This window comes from Duganella sp. Root336D2, assembly GCF_001425005.1.
Taxonomy (GTDB): domain Bacteria; phylum Pseudomonadota; class Gammaproteobacteria; order Burkholderiales; family Burkholderiaceae_D; genus Rugamonas.
Genome location: NZ_LMDB01000038.1, coordinates 1 through 18,785 on the forward strand (window position 1 = coordinate 1; position 18,785 = coordinate 18,785).

The window sequence follows — 18,785 nt, forward strand, 5'->3', positions numbered from 1 at the left end:
ACCGTCCTGTCGAAGAAATTCGGCGGCGAAGCCAAAGCTTACGACCAGATCGACGCTGCTCCAGAAGAAAAAGCACGCGGCATTACCATCAACACCGCCCACGTCGAGTACGAGACTGCMAACCGTCACTACGCTCACGTTGACTGCCCAGGCCACGCCGACTACATCAAGAACATGATTACCGGTGCTGCGCAGATGGACGGCGCGATCCTGGTTTGCTCCGCAGCTGACGGCCCAATGCCACAGACCCGCGAGCACATCCTGCTGGCACGCCAGGTTGGCGTTCCATACATCATCGTGTTCCTGAACAAGTGCGACCTGGTCGACGACGCAGAACTGCTGGAACTGGTCGAAATGGAAGTGCGCGAGTTGCTCTCCAAGTACGAATTCCCAGGCGACGACCTGCCAATCATCAAAGGTTCGGCACGTATGGCGCTGGAAGGCGCAGCTGGCGAAATGGGCGAAGAGTGCATCATCCGCCTGGCTGAAGCCCTGGACACCTACATCCCGACCCCAGAGCGCGCAGTTGACGGCGCCTTCCTGATGCCKGTGGAAGACGTGTTCTCGATCTCCGGCCGCGGCACCGTGGTGACCGGTCGTGTTGAGCGCGGCATCATCAAGGTCGGCGAAGAAATCGAAATCGTCGGTATCATCGACACCGTGAAAACCACCTGCACCGGCGTGGAAATGTTCCGCAAGCTGCTGGACCAGGGTCAAGCCGGCGACAACGTTGGYCTGCTGCTGCGCGGCACCAAGCGTGAAGACGTTCAGCGTGGTCAGGTTCTGGCCAAGCCAGGTTCGATCAAGCCGCACGATCAYTTCACCGGCGAGATCTACGTTCTGTCGAAAGATGAAGGCGGCCGTCACACCCCGTTCTTCAACAACTACCGTCCACAGTTCTACTTCCGTACCACCGACGTGACCGGTTCGATCGAGCTGCCAGCGGACAAAGAAATGGTTATGCCAGGCGACAACGTCTCCATCACCGTCAAGCTGATCTCCCCGATCGCGATGGAAGAAGGCCTGCGTTTCGCCATCCGTGAAGGCGGTCGTACCGTCGGCGCCGGCGTGGTAGCCAAGATCCTGGCTTAANCTGATCTCCCCGATCGCGATGGAAGAAGGCCTGCGTTTCGCCATCCGTGAAGGCGGTCGTACCGTCGGCGCCGGCGTGGTAGCCAAGATCCTGGCTTAATCTGCCTGGGTGATTCAAACGGGCCGGCATGTGCTATCATGTCGGCCCGTCGCAGTAATTACATACATTGCCGGAAACATATTGTTGCCGGTTCGTTCTTTTAAGGAATAAGCATGTCCGCTCCAAACCAAAAGATCCGTATCCGCCTGAAGGCTTTCGACTACAAGCTGATCGACCAGTCCGCACTGGAAATCGTTGACACCGCCAAGCGCACCGGCGCTGTGGTAAAAGGCCCAGTTCCTCTGCCAACCCGCATCCAGCGTTACGACGTGCTGCGTTCCCCGCACGTGAACAAGACTTCGCGCGACCAGTTCGAAATCCGCACCCACCAGCGCCTGATGGACATCGTGGATCCAACCGACAAGACTGTTGACGCGCTGATGAAGCTGGACCTGCCAGCTGGCGTGGACGTCGAAATCAAACTGCAGTAATCCCGGTTTCGTCGCAAGACACCTGAAAAGCCCGCTCCTGAGCGGGCTTTTCTTTTTCAGGAGTAGCCAATGAAACGCATCGCAGTATTTGCCGCCATCGCGGCCCTGTCCCTGCTGGCCGCATGCGGCAGGAAGAACCCGGCCGACCAGGCGGCACAGGACATCAAGGCCATGGGCGCCCAGCGCGACAAGACGCAGGATGCACTGAAAAAGATGGAAGAGGCCCAGCAAAAGCAGAAAGAAGAAGCCGACAAGAACTGACGCGCTATACTGCCGCGCATGAGCGATAAGACCATCCTGATCGTCGAAGACGAACAAGCCATTGCAGACAGTATTGCCTTCGCCCTGGGCAAGGAAGGCTTCACCCCGCACCACGTGATGCTGGGCGAGCAGGCCCTGGCGGCCGCGCGCGACCTGGCGCCGGCGCTGGTGATCCTGGATGTCGGCCTGCCCGATATCAGCGGCCTTGATGTATGCCGCCGCCTGCGCCAGTTTTCCGAAGCGCCGGTGATTTTCCTGACCGCGCGCAGCGATGAAATCGACCGCATCGTCGGGCTGGAAATCGGCGCCGACGATTATGTGACCAAGCCGTTCTCGCCGCGCGAACTGGTGGCGCGCGTGCGCGTGATCCTGCGCCGCGCCGGGAATGGCAATGGTAATGGCGCCGTGCCAGCTGCCCAGGCCACACCGCCCGCCGCCTCGCGCACGCCGGCCTTCGAACTGCGCGCGGCCGAAGCCCGCATCCTGTTCGCCGGCCAGCCGCTCGACCTGACGCGTTATGAATACCTGCTGCTGAAAACGCTGGTCGAGCATCCCGGCCATGTGCTGTCGCGCGCCCAGCTGATGGACCGCGTCTGGTGCGACGCGCCGGAAACGCTGGACCGCACGGTGGACGCCCACGTCAAATCCCTGCGCGCCAAGCTGCGCGCCATCGACGACAACGCCGACCCGATCCAGACCCATCGCGGCATGGGTTACAGCCTGCAGCCCGGCGCATGAAGATCGGCCTGCGCATCCTGCTCGGCTACTTCCTGATCGTCGGCCTGGCAGCCTGGTTCCTGCTCAACGTCTTCGTGCAGGAGGTGAAACCTGGTGCCCGCTCCACGCTGGAAGCGGCCATGAACGACACCGCGCAGCTGCTGGCCCAGCTGGTCGCCGACGATGTAAAAGAGGGCGCTACTGAAACGGCCCTGCTGGCGAAGCTCGGCGCCGCCAGCCGCAACACCGATTACCGCATCACTATCGCCGGTGCTGATGGCATCGTGCGTTTCGACTCTGCCGGCAAGTCGGTCGGCAAGGACTACTCGCGCTGGAACGACGTCTACCTCACGCTGCGTGGCCAGTACGGTGCGCGCATGACGAGCGAAGTGCCGCGCGATTACAGCAGCCTCGGCATGTACGTCGCTGCGCCGGTGCGCGACGGCGAGCGCATCATCGGCGTGCTGACGGTTTCCAAGCCCATCTCCAGCGTGCAAGGCTTCATCGAGCGCAGCCAGCGCAAGATCCTCAAATGGGGCATTGTGCTGCTTGGCCTGTCGCTGCTGATCGGCGTCGCCATTACCTGGCGCATGGCCAGCACCGTCAACAAGCTGATGGTATTCGTGGAAGAGGTGCAGGCCGGCCGCAAAGCCGTCATGCCCAAGCTGGGTAGCAGCGAGATCAGCACGCTCGGCCACGCGCTGGAAGCCATGCGCGCCAAGCTGGAGGGCAAAGATTACGTCGAAACCCTGATGCATACGCTGACGCATGAACTGAAAAGCCCGATCGCCGCCATCCAGGCCACAGCCGAATTGCTGGAAGAAGACATGCCGCCCGAGCAGCGCCGCCGGTTCCTGTCCACCATCCAGGCCCAGAACGCGCGCCAGCGCGACCTGATCGACAAGCTGCTGGCCTTGGTGCGCGTGGAAAAGCAACAGCGCATCGACGACGCCGCGCCGCTCGATGTGGCAGGGCTGTTGCAGGACGTGGCATCAGACTACCAGGGGCGCCTCGCCGCGTGCTCGCTGCAGCTCATTGTCGACGCACCGCCGCAACTGCAGCTCCTCGGCGACCGCCTGCTACTGCGCCAGGCGCTTGGCAACCTGCTCGACAATGCAATCAGCTTCGCGCCGCGCGGCAGCTGCATCACCATGTCCGCGCGCAGCGAGGGCGACCTGCTGGAGATCGCGGTTACCGATAACGGCCCCGGCATTCCCGACTATGCGTTCGAACGCGTGTTCGAACGCTTCTACTCCCTGCCGCGTCCGAATGCACCAAAGAGCACTGGCCTCGGATTGCCCTTTGTGCGGGAGGTGATCGCGCTGCATGGCGGCACAGCGCAGGTTGCAAATGTGTCCGGCACTGGTTGCCGCGCCATGGTACGCCTGCCACAAAACTCGAAAAATACCTGAGCAATCTATTGCTGGGCACGAGGCGGGTAAGACATGTGACATGCTGGTGGACGGCGTTCCGGACGGTTGCGTGGTATCGCTGACAGACGTCAGTACCGATCAGGCGCCGCCTGACCTTCAAGAGCACGCGGTCGAGGGAGCTTGCATACCAAAATATTGACTGCGCTTCACGCCGAACGCATCGCCAACGCACAGCCGTTCCCCACACTGGCGCAATTTGCGCAAGTGACGGAGCACTCTTGAAACGGAAATCGATCTACCTTGTGTTGGCGCTGCTGGTGCTGGCGCTCCTTGTTGCCAGCATCTGGGTCCGGCAGCGCAACGGCGACTACGGCTTCAATGTACTGCAGCGGCGCGGCGGCACTTACTGGATCAAGATGGGCGCCGACGATGCCCGGTTGCCGCCATCCATGCGGGAAGCGCTCAAAGACATCGTGCCGGCAGTTTCGGCCGGCCAGTTCCACTGGCGCGAAGCGGAACCCGGCTTTGAGGTGGCTGACATGCCGGTGATGTCGGCAGATGGCGAAGTAGATCGCATCCTGCTGAACCGGATCGATCCACAGCGTTTCCGCTTCGCGGTGCGCAGCGCACCCGCAGGCGACAAAGGGCTGGATGAATGGGAGCGCGCCCTGCCCAGCGCCGTGCTGATCGTGAACGGCAGCTACTTCGGCCTGAAAGGCCAGCCCGATACGCCGTTCATCAGCGAAGGCGAACAGCTTGGTCCCCGCCAGTACAACGCTCGCGCCGGCGCCTTTGTTGCGCGCGAAGACGGAAGCGCAGCGCTGCACAACCTCGTGCAAGCTGATTGGCAGGATGCTTTCACGGGCGCACGCAATGCGATGGTTTCTTATCCACTCTTGCTGGGCGAAGATGGCGAGACGCACGTGAACGTGAAAAGCCGCTGGCTCGCCAATCGCACTTTCGTGGCGCAGGACCGGTCGGGACGCATCCTGGTCGGCACCACGAAAGAAGCATTTTTCTCGCTTGACCGCCTGGCAAGCTTTCTCAAGGACGCACCGCTGGACCTGAAGATGGCGCTCAACCTGGACGGCGGGCCAGTCGCTTGCCAGAGCGTGCGGCTGAACGGGTTCCAGCGCAGGTTCTATGCGCGATGGGAAGCGCAGGTGCGCGAGGGCGCACCGAAGGGAACGGAGGTGAGCTTGCTGCGCTGGCCTTTTGCGCAGGCGACGTGGGCCATGCCGGTCGCGCTGACGGTCGAGCGTGCGCGCTGAACTGGTGCGAAAAATATTCGCTTGCTTCACACAGAACGCATCGTCGCCGCACACCGGCTTTCTACACTGGCGCAACCATAACAACAGGATGCGCCATACCATGCAAAAGAAACTCCTATTCAAGGCCCTCATCGTCGGCATGCTGATGCTGCTGCTCGGCGTGCCGCTGGCCATGATCCAGTCCACCATCAGTGAACGCATCTCCTACCGCGACGAAGCGGCGCGCAGCATTGCCAACGATTCGGTCGGCGAGCAGCATATCTACGGACCAGTGCTGGTCATGCCGTACAGCGAGGTGTACACCGCCGAAGAGAAGGACAAGGACGGCAAGGCGGAGACGAAGCGCTACCGCAAGCAATCGCAGCACCTGGTGTTCCCCAACCAGCTTGAGGTCGTGTCCAATCTCGGCACCGAGCGCCGCCACCGCGGCATCCATCAGGTGCTGATGTTCAACGGCGCGCACAAGATCAACGGCGACTTCCTCGTGCCTGCCGTGGCCGAGCTGCCGCATACCGAGAGCGGCTCGCAGATCACGCCCGAGCGTCCGTACATCGCCCTGGCGGTGGCCGACGTGCGCGGCGTACGCGACATCCCGCGCCTGGTGTGGGGCACGCGCAGTGTCGAATTCGAGCAAGGGTCCGGCCTGCGTTCTTCGCGCCAGGGATTGCACGCCAAACTGTCGATGGAAGATGCTGCGGCGGGGCCGGTCAAGTTCAGCTTCAACTTGAACCTGGCGGGCATGAACAGCCAGGGCTTTGTCCCGCTGGCGCGCAATAACCGCTTTGTCATGTCCTCCCCTTGGCCGCATCCGCAATTCAGCGGCCGCTTCCTGCCGGAGCAATATAGCCTGGATGAGAAGGGCTTCCAGGCGGTGTGGCGCATTTCATCGCTGGCCAGCGAAGCGCAGTCGCAGCTCCGCCAGCGCGAGCAGTCGGCAGGACAGGGCGAAAATGCCATGCCCGCGCTTGACACTATCGAAGCCGCGTTTATCGAGCCGGTCAACGTGTATTCAATGGCCGACCGCGCCACCAAGTACGGCCTGCTGTTCGTGGCGCTGACCTTCGCTGCCTTCTTCCTGTTCGAAGTGATGAAACGGCTGCCGATCCACCCGGTGCAATACCTGCTGGTGGGCCTGGCACTGGCGCTGTTCTTCCTGCTGCTGGTCAGCCTGTCCGAGCACTATGACTTTGTCGCCTCCTACATCGCCGCCAGCGCCGCCTGCATCGTGCTGATTGGCTATTACCTGATGCACGTGCTGCACGACTGGAAGCGCGGCCTGGGCTTCGGCGCTGCGCTGTGCGCCTTGTACGGGATCTTGTTTGGTCTGCTCAACTCCGAGAACAATGCCCTGATGCTGGGCGCCATCCTGCTGTTCGCCGTGCTGGCCGCCATCATGGTCGCTACCCGCAAAGTGGACTGGTACAACCTGAACAACCCGGCAGTCCTGCCGGCAGAGCAGGCGTAAGCCAGGAGATGGCGGCGCAAGCGATACGCCTTGCGTTCCGGCTGCTGCTTGCCCTGCAGTTTGCAATCCTTGTTTTGCTCGAACACGCAGGGCTCACCAGGTTGCGCATCACCGAGTTTGGCGCGCGCGGCAATCCCGATACCTGGGACGTCCTCGTCGCTGTTCTGAATATCGGCTTTGCCGTGACGTACCTTGCTGCAGTCTTCATATCGGCAAGGAGCACGAAATTTTTCGGCATTGAGGCATGGCCGAGCCGGTTGGCCCACCTTGGCATGACGCTCACCTGCCCAGTAGCGGTCTGGTTGGCCTATGGTGTTTTATTCGGCTACCCGGCAAGTTGAGAAAGGAAACCTTTGATGAACGATATGAATGGTTTGCCGGCCCAGGCCGGCGCGCTGCTGCCGGGCGGCTTGCTCGCTCCATCCCTCGCTGAGGGCGCGCAACTGGTGCTGCTGTCTGGCTATACGGCCGGTGAGCCCGCCGGTCCGGTGCGGGTCGTGCTCGACCAGCGCGGCGCTCGCGTGGTGCTAGTGCTGGCCAGCTACGAGACGGTGGCCTGGGAGCTCGATGTGCGGCCTGGCACGGAACTGGTCGCAGTAGTCGCCAGCGCTTACCGCGCTGTCGCAGTGACCGGGCATGGCGCCGCGCCGGCGTATCGTTTGGCGCTGCCGTGTGCACCGACGCCGGACAGTGCCGCATACCAGGACCTGATGCAGATCCTGCAAACCCGGCTTGGGCGCAGCCGGCCGGATACTTTCCGGGGCTATGTACGTTTGCCCGAGCAAGTGGCGATTGCTTCCTGCGGATCAGCGGCGGGCGCCTCGGCGCAACCACAGCCGCGCGTACAGCAGAAGGTTCACGCCCAATACGACGCCCGCCACTATATGCTGCGCGGCAGGCGTCAGTCCGGCAGGGTAGATCAGGGGCAGCAGGTAATGCTCGATGAATCCATCCGCATAGCCCTGTTGGCCTGCGCGCACGCGTAATTCGTTTTCAAGATAGGTGAGCGGGCAGATGGCGCCCATCAGTTCAATGCCGATGGCCCACAGTGCAGCCGGCAAGTGCAGCCGCACGATGCGCGGCCAGCGCAGCGCCAGAACAGCACCGAAAAGTGCGAACAGGATAAAGGCAAGATGCAGCAGCAGGAGCGCATCGGCAGCGAGGCGAGATAGCATCGCTGCATTCTACGCCCGCGTTCCGGACGAGCCCGTGTCACACCTTGGGGTCTGACCCCAGGGTGTGACACGGGCTCTGCCGTATTACGGGCGGGTAAAGCTCCATTGCTGGTTGCTGGCGTTCGTTAGCGGCCATTGGATGATTTGTGCGTTGTCGGCGGTGCTCTTGTTTTGCACGTCCATCACGTAGCCGCTCAGCAGGTTCTTTACTGTGTACCAGCCGCTGGACGGGCTGGCGAAGCTCCAGTGCTGGCCGTTGCCGGCCCAGTATGACCATTGCGCGATATTGGTGCCGGCGCTGGTGGAGTTTTCCCAGTTGTCCAGGCTGAGCAGGCTGCCGGCGTTGATCACGCTGTACTGGCCGTCACCATGACCGACCACATACCATTGCTGGTGCTTGCCGCCGCTGTAGCTCTGCTGTTGCACCATGGCGCCGTTGCTGGTGGAGGCGTTGGCTACCGCCAGTGCCTTGCCGCTCAGGCGCGACTTGATCACGTAGGGACCGTCGCTCATGCCGCCGCAGCCGGCGAAGTTGCTGAAGTTACGTGTCAGCGCTGGCCAGCCGCCGCTGTAAGTCATGCGCAGGATGTCGAGCTTGGCGTTGCCGCTGTCGTTCAGGTCGTAGTAGTGGATCGAGGTGAAATTGCAGCCGTCCTGCTTCAGCACGCCGATGTGGCCGGGGCCTTTGTATTTGCCGTCGACGTTCGGCAGCACGGTGCGGGTGCCGGAGTAGGGGCCGGTGATGCTGGTGGCGCGCTGTACTTCGACGTAGTAGGTGCTGTTCGAACCTTTGCAGCAGGCGCCGCGGTTGACGAACAGGTAGTAGTAGCCGCCGTCGCGCGTGATGTAGGGCGCTTCGATGTCCTGCCCGTTGCCGCCCCAGATTTTGCTGACATTGCCGGCCAGTTTGCCGCTCGACTGGTTGATCTCGGCCACGCCGATGCCGCCGAAGAAGGAGCCGTAGCTCATATACACCTTGCCGTCATGGTCGCGGTACAGGGCCGGGTCGATGGCGTTGATCTCGCTGCTGCCGCCAAATGATTCGACCACGATGCCAAGGTCGGTCCAGGCCGGGTTCTTCAGCGAGGCCGAGCGGGCGACGCCGATGGCGGAGCTGGAGGTGCCGAAGGTCGATACCGAGTAGTAGATGTAGTAATACCCGTTCATGTGGATCACGTCCGGCGCCCAGAACGAGCCGCTGAAGTTGGGGATCTTGTTGGCGACCCAGCTTGGGGTGGTGCCGAACACCGGCCCCGGGCCGCCCTGCCAGCTTGCCAGGTCGGTCGAGGTGGAATACCAGATCCCGCTACCGGTGGTGAAATTGAAATAAGTATCGCCGTCCTTGGTGATGGTGCCCGGGTCATGGGCATTTTGCAGTCCGGCCAGGTTGATGGCCTGCGCCGCCAGGGCGGGCAGGCACAGGCAGAGTACTGCCAGCAGTTTTTTCATCAGGTCTCCTTTTATGGTTATAGGGCGCACTGGCCCATCACCACATTAGGATTCCTTGCGCCCGCCCACCAATGAGTTTTTCAGGCGCTGCGATACCGTTTCCGGCATGCCCCCAGCAGGCCGAGCCCGCCAACCAGCATGCCCCAGCCGGCCGGTTCCGGTACCGGCAAAGGCGGCATGGCACCGACCGACAGGTTGCTGCTCCATAGCAGTTGCTGGTTGGTGTTCGTATTGTTGGTCCAGCTCACCGAAAAGTTGTCGGTATAGCCATCAGGATCGTCGGCCAGGTAGGTAGTGCGCCTGTAGTTGTTGCGGCATTCGCCCGGCGCCAGGTCGAGGCAGACACCGGCCATCGCGGAGCCGAAGGCTTGGGCTGTCGTGCTGTTCTCGAATTCCAGCCCGACCTGGCCGCTGACGGTGATGCTGGCGCCCGGCGCGAGGTAAACCGTGGTGTTGGTCCACAGCTCGGTATGGCCCCGGGTCCAAGGGGCATCGCTATCGACCATGGCGACATACAGCTCGCCGCCACCGCCCAGGGCATCCCAGCTGCCGCGGGTCAGCGAACCGCCGTGGCTGGACGAGGTGGCCAGCGGCGCCCAGCTATCGTTGTGGCTATCGGTGCCGGAAATCTCCTCGCCATGACCGGCATTGAGAATGCGCGACGACATTTCCCAGTAGCCGGGCTGTAGCGCGACATTGCCGCTGGTCTGGATCTGCAGCTGGTCCAGGCTCAGGATGGCGCCGACCACACCGGCGCGGGCAGGGGAAATGGCCATGAGGGCCGCCAGGACAGCAGGAATTGCCAGTTTAACCATGCTTACCTCCTTGCGCGAAGTGGGCAATCTTAACTGTGAGTCAATTCATGGCGGCGCCCGCTTGCCGGATGGCTAAAACACCTGACATACCTCGTACAAAGCTGTTGCGTCAAGGGGGGAATGGCGGTACACTAGCCGGCTTCGGTATGGGTTCGTCTTTTTTATGGCCCGTATCTTTTTTTGTAGTTAAACAAAGCCCCGCCCAATCGTAGGTGGGAATGGAGAAAAAATGAGCCTTGGCCTCCTCGGTCGCAAGGTTGGTATGATGCGCATCTTCACCGATGACGGGGATTCGATCCCAGTCACCGTGTTGGACGTATCGAACAACCGTGTTGCGCAAATCAAAACTCCTGAAGTGGATGGTTATTCCGCTGTTCAGGTTGTCTTCGGTCAGCGTCGCGCATCCCGCGTGACTAAAGCTGCTGCCGGTCACTACGCTAAAGCAGGTGTTGAAGCTGGTTCCTTTATCAAGGAATTCCGCGTTGACGCAGCTAAAGCAAACGAACTGAAAGCTGGTGAAGTTATCGCCGCTTCCCTGTTCGAAGTCGGTCAGAAGATCGACGTGCAAGGTGTGTCGATTGGTAAAGGCTACGCCGGTACCATCAAGCGTCACAACTTCGCATCGGGTCGTCAAACCCACGGTAACTCCCGTTCGCACAACGTACCAGGCTCGATCGGTATGGCGCAGGATCCAGGCCGTGTGTTCCCAGGTAAGCGCATGACCGGTCACATGGGCGACGTCACCGTCACCACCCAGAACCTGGAAATCGCTCGTATCGACGCTGATCGCCAGCTGCTGCTGGTGAAGGGTGCAGTACCAGGCGCGAAAAACGGCCAGGTTGTTGTATCGCCAGCTGTTAAAGTTAAAGCAAAGAAGGGAGCTTAATCGATGGAACTGAAGCTCTTGAACGCGCAAGGTCAAGTCGCGTCGAACGTAGCCGCCGCTGACACCGTCTTCGGCCGTGACTACAACGAAGCACTGATCCACCAAGTCGTCGTTGCTTACGCTGCTAACGCACGTAGCGGTAACCGCAAGCAAAAAGACCGTGAAGAAGTCCACCACACGACCAAGAAGCCATGGCGCCAAAAAGGCACCGGCCGCGCTCGTGCTGGTATGTCCTCCTCCCCGCTGTGGCGTGGTGGTGGCCGCATCTTCCCGAACTCGCCTGACGAGAATTTCACCCACAAGGTCAACAAGAAGATGTATCGCGCAGGTATCTGCTCGATCCTGTCTCAGCTGGCCCGTGAAGAGCGTCTGGTTGTGATCGAAGACCTGTCGATCGAAGCCCCTAAGACCAAGCTGCTGTCGCAAAAGCTGACCGGCATGGGTCTGGACTCGGTCCTGATCGTTACCGACACCATCCAGGAAAACCTGGAACTGGCTTCCCGCAACCTGCCGAACGTGCTGGTTGTCGAGCCGCGTCACGCTGACCCAATGTCCCTGGTCTTCTACAAGAAGGTCCTGGTCACCAAGGCAGCCTTGGCACAGATTGAGGAGATGCTGGCATGAGCGCAGTTATCAAACACAGCGAAGAGCGCCTGATGAAGGTGCTGCTGGCTCCGGTCATTTCCGAAAAAGCCACCATGGTTGCGGAAAAGAACGAACAGATCGTGTTCCTGGTATCCAAGGATGCGACCAAGCCAGAAATCAAGGCCGCCGTTGAACTGCTGTTCAAGGTTGAAGTGGAATCGGTGCAGACCGTGAACCGCGAAGGTAAGGTTAAGCGTTCCGGCCGTTTCGTCGGTCGCCGCAACCACACCAAGCGTGCTTTCGTGTGCCTGAAGCCAGGCCAGGAAATCAATTTCACCGAGGAGGCTAAATAATGGCACTCGTTAAGATGAAGCCAACCTCCCCAGGCCGTCGCGGCATGGTGAAGGTTGTGAACAGCGACCTGTACAAAGGTCGTCCGTTCGCCGCCCTGCTGGAAAAGAAGTCGAAGACTGCTGGCCGTAACAACAACGGCCACATCACCACCCGCCACATCGGCGGAGGCCACAAGCAGCACTACCGTATTGTGGACTTCAAGCGCAACAAGGATGGCATCCCTGCGAAAGTGGAACGGATCGAATACGATCCAAACCGTACCGCACACATCGCCCTGCTGTGCTACGCCGACGGCGAGCGCAAGTACATCATCGCCCCTAAAGGCGTTGCTGTCGGCGACACCCTGCTGAACGGTTCGGAAGCGCCGATCAAGGCCGGCAACTGCCTGCCAATCCGTAACATCCCAGTCGGCACCAACATCCACTGCGTGGAAATGCTGCCAGGTAAAGGTGCCCAGATGGCCCGTACCGCTGGTGCTGTTGTGGTCCTGATGGCCCGTGAAGGTACCTACGCCCAGGTTCGCCTGCGCTCCGGCGAAGTGCGCCGCGTGCACATCGAGTGCCGCGCCACCATCGGCGAAGTCGGCAATGCTGAGCACAGCCTGCGCAAGATCGGTAAAGCCGGTGCCATGCGCTGGCGCGGTGTTCGCCCAACCGTCCGCGGTGTGGTCATGAACCCGATCGACCACCCGCACGGTGGTGGTGAAGGCCGTACCGCAGCTGGTCGTCATCCAGTATCGCCATGGGGCCAGCAGACCAAGGGTAAGAAGACTCGCTCGAACAAGCGTACTTCTTCGATGATCGTCTCTCGCCGCGGCAAGAAATAAGGATAAACCATGACTCGTTCATTGAAAAAAGGGCCGTTCTGCGACGCCCACCTGGTGAAAAAAGTCGAAACCGCGCAAGCGACCAAAGACAAAAAGCCAATTAAAACCTGGTCCCGTCGCTCGACGATCATGCCTGACTTCATCGGTCTGACCATTGCCGTGCACAACGGCAAGGTCCACGTGCCTGTGTACGTTTCCGAGAACATGGTTGGTCACAAGCTCGGCGAATTCGCGCTGACCCGTACCTTCAAGGGCCACGCTGCTGACAAAAAGGCTAAGAAATAATGGAAACCAAAGCTATCCTCAAAGGCGTGCGCCTGTCGGATCAAAAAGGTCGCCTGATCGCTGACCTGATTCGCGGCAAGAAGGTTGACGCTGCGCTGAACATTCTGCAGTTCAGCCCTAAGAAAGGCGCGTTCATCGTCAAGAAAGTGCTGGAGTCCGCTATTGCGAACGCCGAGCACAACGACGGTGCCGACATCGACGAGCTGGTCGTCAAGACCATTTACGTCGAAAAGGGCCCGGTCCTGAAGCGCTTCACTGCACGCGCTAAAGGTCGTGGCGACCGTATCTCGAAACAATCCTGTCACATTTACGTGACTGTCGGTAACTAAGGAGCTGCGATGGGTCAGAAAATTCATCCAACCGGTTTCCGTCTGGCGGTCACCCGTAACTGGGCATCTCGCTGGTACGCAACCAACGGTAACTTCGCTTCCATGCTGAACGAAGACCTGAAGGCACGTGCTTTCCTGAAGAAGAAGCTGAAAAACGCTTCCGTAGGCCGCATCGTCATCGAGCGTCCTGCCAAGAACGCACGCTTCACCGTGTACAGCTCGCGTCCTGGCGTCGTGATCGGCAAGAAGGGCGAAGACATCGAAGTGCTGAAGTCCGCCCTGACCAAGATCATGGGCGTGCCAGTGCACGTGAACATCGAAGAAATCCGCAAGCCGGAAATCGACGCTCAGCTGATCGCTGACTCGATCTCGCAGCAGCTGGAAAAGCGTATTATGTTCCGCCGCGCCATGAAGCGCGCCATGCAGAACGCAATGCGCCTGGGCGCCCAGGGCATCAAGATCATGTCCTCGGGTCGTCTGAACGGCATCGAGATCGCCCGTACCGAATGGTATCGCGAAGGCCGCGTGCCTCTGCATACCCTGAAGGCGGACATCGACTACGGTACCTCCGAAGCTTCCACCACCTACGGCATCATCGGTGTCAAGGTGTGGGTGTACAAGGGTGACCGCTCCGCCACCGGCGAAGCACCAGTCATCGACACCCCGGCCGAAGAGAAGAAGCCACGTGGCCCGCGCCGCGAAGACGGCAAGCCAGCAGGCCGCCGCCCAGCAGGTGCCGGTGCTAAACCAGGCGCACCAGCCGCCCGCCGCGCTGCCAAGCCGGCTGCAGCTGATAAAGCAGGAGAATAAGCATGCTGCAACCTAGCCGCAGGAAATATCGTAAAGAGCAGAAAGGCCGCAACACCGGCATTTCGCACTCCACCGGCACTAACGTGTCGTTCGGTGAATTCGGCCTGAAGGCCGTGGCACGTGGTCGTATCACCGCGCGCCAGATCGAGTCCGCACGTCGTGCGATGACCCGTCACATCAAACGTGGTGGCCGTATCTGGATCCGTGTATTCCCAGACAAGCCGATCTCCAACAAGCCTGCCGAAGTCCGTATGGGTAACGGTAAAGGTAATCCGGAGTACTACGTTGCCGAAATCCGTCCAGGCAAAGTCCTGTACGAAATGGATGGCGTTGGCGAAGAACTGGCACGCGAAGCGTTCCGTCTGGCTGCTGCTAAACTGCCTCTGGCTACCACCTTCGTGGTGCGCCAGGTTGGCCAATAATTGGAGTGAAATATGAAAGCATCTGAACTCCGTGGCAAAGACCAGGCTGCACTGCAGAAAGAACTGAACGACCTGCTGAAGGCGCAGTTCGGTCTGCGCATGCAAGCTGCTACCCAGCAGCTGGGCAACAGTTCGCAGCTGAAGAAGGTCCGCCGCGACATCGCCCGCGTAAAAACGGTAATGAACTCGAAGGAAGCGAAATGACCGAACAAGTTAAGCTGAAGCGTACTCTGATCGGTAAAGTCGTGTCCGACAAGATGGACAAGACCGTTACCGTTCTGATCGAACGTCACGTCAAGCACCCTCTGTATGGCAAGATCATCGTTCGTAGCGCCAAGTACCACGCGCACGACGAGACCAACCAGGTCAAAGCCGGTGACACGGTAGAGATCGTGGAAGGTCGTCCGATCTCCAAAACGAAGGCGTGGACGGTGACCCGTGTAGTGCAAGCTGCACAAATCGTCTAAGTAAGTTGCAAGCCGGGAGCGTGAGTTCCCGGCCACAATTTAATTAGTTCTTGCAGGCCCGCAGGTTTTATGTGATACTTGCGGGCTTCGTCCATGTATCCGCCGCAAAGTTTCTCTCCGCAGACGCGATAGCGGTCAGTACTTGTATGAAGATCAAGCACCCAATCAGCCATTTTGGCTGGCGGGACCAAGACTGACCGATATCCGCATTGTGTGGATTCTTCGGCTTAAGTTGGGAAAGAGATAACTATGATTCAAACTGAAAGCCGGCTCGAAGTGGCCGACAACACCGGTGCCAAGGAAGTCATGTGCATCAAGGTGTTGGGCGGTTCCAAGCGCCGTTACGCTGGCATCGGCGACGTGATCAAAGTCACCGTTAAGGTGGCTCAGCCTCGCGGCCGTGTCAAAAAAGGTGAAATTTATAACGCCGTGGTAGTGCGCACCGCTAAGGGTGTGCGTCGCCAGGACGGTTCGCTGGTGAAGTTCGACGGCAATGCTGCTGTCCTGCTGAACAACAAGCTGGAACCGATCGGTACCCGTATCTTTGGACCAGTGACGCGCGAACTGCGCACTGAGAAGTTCATGAAGATCGTGTCCCTGGCACCGGAAGTCCTGTAAGGAGTCAGACAATGGATAAGATTCGCAAAAACGACGAAGTCATCGTCCTGACTGGTAAGGACAAGGGCAAGCGCGGCGTAGTGACCCAGCGTGTAGACGCTGAGCACGTCGTGGTTGATGGCGTTAACGTGGCTAAAAAAGCCGTTAAGCCGAACCCGATGACTGGTGTTCAAGGTGGCATCGTCGATAAGACCATGCCTATTCACGTGTCCAACGTTGCTCTGTTCAACGCTGCGACCGGTAAGGCAGATCGCGTAGGCTTCAAAGAAGTGGACGGTAAAAAAGTCCGCGTCTTCAAGTCCTCCGGCGAAGTAGTGAAAGGGTAATCAGAAATGGCCCGTCTGCAACAACTGTACAAAGACAAGATCGTCGCTGAGCTGACCGGTAAATTCGGTTACTCCTCCGTGATGGAAGTGCCGCGCCTGACCAAGATCACCCTGAACATGGGTCTCTCGGAAGCCGTGGCTGACAAGAAAATCATCGAGCACGCTGTTGGCGACCTGACCAAGATCGCCGGCCAGAAGCCAGTCATCACCAAGGCCCGTAAGGCAATCGCAGGTTTCAAGATCCGCGAAGGCTACCCGATCGGTACCATGGTGACCCTGCGCGGCGCCCGCATGTATGAATTCCTGGACCGTCTGATCACCGTGGCCCTGCCGCGCGTGCGTGACTTCCGTGGTGTGTCTGGCAAATCCTTCGATGGCCGTGGTAACTACAACATCGGCGTGAAAGAACAGATCATCTTCCCGGAAATCGAGTACGACAAGATCGACGCACTGCGTGGTATGAACATTTCGATCACCACCACCGCGAAGACCGACGATGAAGCCAAAGCGCTGCTCGCCGCCTTTAAATTCCCGTTCAGGAACTAAACGATCATGGCAAAACTCGCACTGATTAACCGTGAACAGAAGCGTGCTGACCTGGTAGCCAAGTTTGCTGCCAAGCGCGCCGCTCTGAAGGCCATCATTGATGACCAGACCAAGTCGGAAGAAGAGCGTTACGAAGCGCGCCTGAAACTGCAGGCACTGCCGCGTAACTCGGCTCCAACCCGTCAGCGTAACCGCTGCCAGGTCACCGGTCGCCCACGTGGCACCTTCCGTAAATTCGGCCTGGGTCGTATCAAGCTCCGTGAATTCGCCATGCGTGGCGAGATCCCGGGTATGACCAAAGCCAGCTGGTAATAGGAGAATAAGCAATGAGTATGAGCGATCCTATCGCCGATATGCTGACCCGTATTCGCAACGCACAAACCGTGCAAAAGACCTCCGTGGCAATGCCATCGTCGAAGGTTAAAGTTGCGATTGCCAACGTCCTGAAAGACGAGGGTTACATTGAAGATTTCGCCGTGTCCACCAACGAGGGCAAGTCGGAACTGAAAATCGGTTTGAAATATTATGTAGGCCGTCCTGTGATCGAACGTCTGGAACGTGTTTCGCGTCCAGGCCTGCGTATCTACAAAGGCAAAGATGAGATCCCAACCGTGATGAACGGCCTGGGCGTGGCAATCGTGTCGACCCCGCAAGGCGTCATGACCGATCGCAAGGCGCGCGCTACCGGTGTTGGTGGCGAAGTCATCTGCTTCGTGGCTTAAGGAGTAACACAATGTCTCGTGTAGCTAAAATGCCGATCGTTGTGCCTGCTGGCGCCGAAGTTGCCATCTCCGCACAAGCGATCACCGTCAAGGGCCCACTGGGCACCCTGACCCAGAGCCTGAACGGCCTGGTTAAAGTTGAAAACAATGCTGGCACCCTGTCCTTCGACGTGGTCAATGACAGCCGTGAATCGAACGCCATGTCCGGCACCCTGCGTGCCCTGGTCAACAACATGGTCGTGGGCGTAACCAAGGGCTTCGAGAAGAAGCTGTCCCTGGTCGGCGTGGGCTACAAAGCCCAGGCCCAAGGCGACAAGCTGAACCTGTCCCTGGGCTTCTCGCACCCGGTCGTTCACGACATGCCTGCCGGCGTCAAGGTGGCAACCCCGACCCCAACCGAGATCATCATCTCTGGCGTTGATCGCCAAAAGGTTGGCCAGGTGGCTGCCGAAGTGCGTGCTTACCGCTCCCCTGAGCCTTATAAGGGCAAGGGTGTCCGCTATGTGGACGAAGTGGTTAAGCTCAAAGAAACCAAGAAGAAGTAATTAGGGGCTGACGATGGACAAAAAAGAATCTCGTCTGCGCCGCGGACGTCAAACTCGCATCAAGATCGCGCAACTGAAAGTGAACCGCCTGTCGGTGCACCGCACTAACCTGCACATTTACGCGAACCTGATCAGCCCAGACGCCAAAGTTCTGGTTTCGGCCTCGACCGTGGAAGCGGAAGTTCGCGCCGAGCTGGCTGGCAAGTCGGGCAAGGGTGGCAACGCCGCCGCTGCCGCACTGGTTGGCAAGCGTGTCGCAGAAAAAGCACTGAAAGCGGGCATCACCGAAGTCGCCTTCGACCGCTCCGGTTTCCGTTACCACGGCCGCATCAAGGCGCTGGCTGAAGCCGCGCGTGAAGCTGGCCTGAAGTTCTAAGGGTACGATCATGGCAAAAATGCAAGCAAAAATGGCATCCGATAAGCCGGATGATGGCATGCGCGAAAAGATGATCGCGATCAACCGCGTGACCAAAGTGGTCAAGGGTGGTCGCATCATGGGCTTCGCCGCGCTGACCGTGGTTGGTGACGGCGATGGCCGCATCGGCATGGGCAAGGGCAAGTCGAAGGAAGTTCCGGTCGGTGTGCAGAAGGCAATGGAAGAAGCCCGTCGCAACCTGATCAAGGTTCCTCTGAAGAACGGCACCCTGCAGCACACCGTCACCGGCCGCCACGGCGCGTCGAAAGTGATGATGTCGCCAGCTAAGCCAGGTACCGGCGTGATCGCAGGTGGCGCAATGCGCGCTATCTTCGATGTGATGGGCGTGACCGACGTCGTGGCGAAATCCACCGGCTCGAACAACCCGTACAACCTGGTGCGCGCCACCCTGGACGGCCTGGCCAAAATGAGCACTCCAGCTGACATCGCCGCCAAGCGCGGTAAGTCGGTTGAAGAGATCCTGGGTTAATAGGGAGCAC

The 18,785-nt window shown here is 59.7% G+C and carries 30 protein-coding genes; 27 read left to right on the forward strand and 3 right to left on the reverse strand.

Translation table 11 applies throughout. The features are described from left to right. The 9 genes from tuf to ASD07_RS26340 form a co-directional block, all read left to right on the forward strand. Positions 1-1,092, forward strand: a 1,092-nt coding sequence (gene tuf / locus ASD07_RS26305; RefSeq protein ID WP_055937591.1) for an elongation factor Tu, incomplete at its 5' end; no start/stop codon positions are given. Positions 1,093-1,111: 19 nt separating this feature from the next. Continuing rightward, complete coding sequence (locus ASD07_RS30475; protein ID WP_081345858.1) at positions 1,112-1,192, forward strand: hypothetical protein; 81 nt, start codon at positions 1,112-1,114, stop codon at positions 1,190-1,192. A gap of 113 nt (positions 1,193-1,305) precedes the next feature. Further along, a complete protein-coding gene (rpsJ, locus tag ASD07_RS26310; protein ID WP_028101676.1) occupies positions 1,306-1,623 on the forward strand; it encodes a 30S ribosomal protein S10 in 318 nt (105 codons plus the stop codon). A gap of 69 nt (positions 1,624-1,692) precedes the next feature. Continuing rightward, positions 1,693-1,884, forward strand: a complete 192-nt coding sequence (locus ASD07_RS26315) for a lipoprotein (RefSeq protein ID WP_055937594.1) — start codon at positions 1,693-1,695, stop codon at positions 1,882-1,884. An 18-nt stretch (positions 1,885-1,902) separates the two neighbouring features. Next, positions 1,903-2,622: a two-component system response regulator CreB gene (gene creB / locus ASD07_RS26320; RefSeq protein ID WP_055937597.1), complete on the forward strand. Its 720-nt coding sequence runs from the start codon at positions 1,903-1,905 to the stop codon at positions 2,620-2,622. Then, the gene (creC, locus tag ASD07_RS26325; RefSeq protein ID WP_055937600.1) at positions 2,619-4,013 is read left to right on the forward strand and encodes a two-component system sensor histidine kinase CreC; all 1,395 of its coding nucleotides are present in this window, start codon (positions 2,619-2,621) and stop codon (positions 4,011-4,013) included. The genes creB and creC overlap by 4 nt, the downstream gene beginning before the upstream one ends. A 239-nt stretch (positions 4,014-4,252) precedes the next feature. Continuing rightward, positions 4,253-5,245, forward strand: coding sequence for a phosphodiester glycosidase family protein (locus tag ASD07_RS26330; protein WP_055937603.1), 993 nt, complete (start codon positions 4,253-4,255; stop codon positions 5,243-5,245). 100 nt (positions 5,246-5,345) lie between these two features. Then, positions 5,346-6,710, forward strand: coding sequence for a cell envelope integrity protein CreD (creD, locus tag ASD07_RS26335; RefSeq protein ID WP_162246602.1), 1,365 nt, complete (start codon positions 5,346-5,348; stop codon positions 6,708-6,710). Positions 6,711-6,718: 8 nt separating this feature from the next. Then, complete coding sequence (locus ASD07_RS26340; RefSeq protein WP_055937609.1) at positions 6,719-7,051, forward strand: hypothetical protein; 333 nt, start codon at positions 6,719-6,721, stop codon at positions 7,049-7,051. A 465-nt stretch (positions 7,052-7,516) separates the two neighbouring features. Here ASD07_RS26340 and ASD07_RS30480 read toward each other — a convergent pair whose 3' ends face one another. The 3 genes from ASD07_RS30480 to ASD07_RS26355 form a co-directional block, all read right to left on the reverse strand. Then, positions 7,517-7,885 carry a DUF2784 domain-containing protein gene (locus ASD07_RS30480; RefSeq protein WP_082507581.1) on the reverse strand — a complete coding sequence of 123 codons (369 nt, stop codon included), beginning with the start codon at positions 7,883-7,885 and terminating at the stop codon, positions 7,517-7,519. An 84-nt stretch (positions 7,886-7,969) separates the two neighbouring features. Continuing rightward, a complete protein-coding gene (locus ASD07_RS26350) occupies positions 7,970-9,334 on the reverse strand; it encodes a family 43 glycosylhydrolase (RefSeq protein ID WP_229207300.1) in 1,365 nt (454 codons plus the stop codon). An 80-nt stretch (positions 9,335-9,414) separates the two neighbouring features. Continuing rightward, positions 9,415-10,149, reverse strand: a complete 735-nt coding sequence (locus ASD07_RS26355; RefSeq protein ID WP_055937615.1) for a PEP-CTERM sorting domain-containing protein — start codon at positions 10,147-10,149, stop codon at positions 9,415-9,417. A 229-nt stretch (positions 10,150-10,378) separates the two neighbouring features. Between ASD07_RS26355 and rplC the strand changes: the two genes are divergently transcribed. From rplC to rpsE, 18 genes are all read left to right on the forward strand, one after another. After that, a complete protein-coding gene (gene rplC / locus ASD07_RS26360; protein WP_055937618.1) occupies positions 10,379-11,035 on the forward strand; it encodes a 50S ribosomal protein L3 in 657 nt (218 codons plus the stop codon). Positions 11,036-11,038: 3 nt separating this feature from the next. Beyond that, the gene (gene rplD / locus ASD07_RS26365) at positions 11,039-11,659 is read left to right on the forward strand and encodes a 50S ribosomal protein L4 (RefSeq protein ID WP_028101666.1); all 621 of its coding nucleotides are present in this window, start codon (positions 11,039-11,041) and stop codon (positions 11,657-11,659) included. Next, a complete protein-coding gene (gene rplW / locus ASD07_RS26370) occupies positions 11,656-11,973 on the forward strand; it encodes a 50S ribosomal protein L23 (protein WP_028101665.1) in 318 nt (105 codons plus the stop codon). Before rplD ends, rplW begins: the two co-directional genes overlap by 4 nt. Next, positions 11,973-12,800 carry a 50S ribosomal protein L2 gene (gene rplB, locus ASD07_RS26375; RefSeq protein WP_055937620.1) on the forward strand — a complete coding sequence of 276 codons (828 nt, stop codon included), beginning with the start codon at positions 11,973-11,975 and terminating at the stop codon, positions 12,798-12,800. The genes rplW and rplB overlap by 1 nt, the downstream gene beginning before the upstream one ends. A gap of 9 nt (positions 12,801-12,809) precedes the next feature. Further along, positions 12,810-13,085: a 30S ribosomal protein S19 gene (gene rpsS, locus ASD07_RS26380; protein ID WP_055937623.1), complete on the forward strand. Its 276-nt coding sequence runs from the start codon at positions 12,810-12,812 to the stop codon at positions 13,083-13,085. Then, complete coding sequence (rplV, locus tag ASD07_RS26385) at positions 13,082-13,414, forward strand: 50S ribosomal protein L22 (RefSeq protein ID WP_170860297.1); 333 nt, start codon at positions 13,082-13,084, stop codon at positions 13,412-13,414. Before rpsS ends, rplV begins: the two co-directional genes overlap by 4 nt. 9 nt (positions 13,415-13,423) lie before the next feature. After that, positions 13,424-14,224, forward strand: coding sequence for a 30S ribosomal protein S3 (gene rpsC / locus ASD07_RS26390; RefSeq protein ID WP_055937629.1), 801 nt, complete (start codon positions 13,424-13,426; stop codon positions 14,222-14,224). A gap of 2 nt (positions 14,225-14,226) precedes the next feature. Beyond that, on the forward strand, positions 14,227-14,646 hold the full coding sequence (rplP, locus tag ASD07_RS26395; protein WP_028101660.1) for a 50S ribosomal protein L16: 420 nt from the start codon (positions 14,227-14,229) through the stop codon (positions 14,644-14,646). Positions 14,647-14,658: 12 nt separating this feature from the next. Beyond that, positions 14,659-14,850 (forward strand): 50S ribosomal protein L29, encoded by a 192-nt coding sequence (gene rpmC / locus ASD07_RS26400; RefSeq protein WP_028101659.1) that lies wholly within the window; start codon positions 14,659-14,661, stop codon positions 14,848-14,850. After that, entirely contained in the window at positions 14,847-15,113 is a 267-nt protein-coding gene (gene rpsQ / locus ASD07_RS26405; protein WP_055937633.1) for a 30S ribosomal protein S17, read from the forward strand. The genes rpmC and rpsQ overlap by 4 nt, the downstream gene beginning before the upstream one ends. A 249-nt stretch (positions 15,114-15,362) precedes the next feature. Then, positions 15,363-15,731, forward strand: a complete 369-nt coding sequence (rplN, locus tag ASD07_RS26410) for a 50S ribosomal protein L14 (RefSeq protein WP_028101657.1) — start codon at positions 15,363-15,365, stop codon at positions 15,729-15,731. Positions 15,732-15,742: 11 nt separating this feature from the next. Continuing rightward, positions 15,743-16,057, forward strand: coding sequence for a 50S ribosomal protein L24 (rplX, locus tag ASD07_RS26415; protein WP_055937637.1), 315 nt, complete (start codon positions 15,743-15,745; stop codon positions 16,055-16,057). Positions 16,058-16,063: 6 nt separating this feature from the next. After that, positions 16,064-16,603 (forward strand): 50S ribosomal protein L5, encoded by a 540-nt coding sequence (gene rplE, locus ASD07_RS26420; protein ID WP_055937640.1) that lies wholly within the window; start codon positions 16,064-16,066, stop codon positions 16,601-16,603. 6 nt (positions 16,604-16,609) lie between these two features. Continuing rightward, positions 16,610-16,915, forward strand: coding sequence for a 30S ribosomal protein S14 (gene rpsN, locus ASD07_RS26425; RefSeq protein ID WP_055937643.1), 306 nt, complete (start codon positions 16,610-16,612; stop codon positions 16,913-16,915). A gap of 14 nt (positions 16,916-16,929) precedes the next feature. Then, positions 16,930-17,325 (forward strand): 30S ribosomal protein S8, encoded by a 396-nt coding sequence (rpsH, locus tag ASD07_RS26430; RefSeq protein WP_055937646.1) that lies wholly within the window; start codon positions 16,930-16,932, stop codon positions 17,323-17,325. Between the two features lie 11 nt (positions 17,326-17,336). Continuing rightward, positions 17,337-17,870: a 50S ribosomal protein L6 gene (rplF, locus tag ASD07_RS26435; protein WP_055937648.1), complete on the forward strand. Its 534-nt coding sequence runs from the start codon at positions 17,337-17,339 to the stop codon at positions 17,868-17,870. A gap of 13 nt (positions 17,871-17,883) precedes the next feature. Further along, positions 17,884-18,246: a 50S ribosomal protein L18 gene (gene rplR / locus ASD07_RS26440; protein ID WP_028101651.1), complete on the forward strand. Its 363-nt coding sequence runs from the start codon at positions 17,884-17,886 to the stop codon at positions 18,244-18,246. 10 nt (positions 18,247-18,256) lie between these two features. Then, complete coding sequence (gene rpsE / locus ASD07_RS26445; protein WP_055937650.1) at positions 18,257-18,775, forward strand: 30S ribosomal protein S5; 519 nt, start codon at positions 18,257-18,259, stop codon at positions 18,773-18,775. The last annotated feature ends 10 nt before the right edge of the window (positions 18,776-18,785 follow it).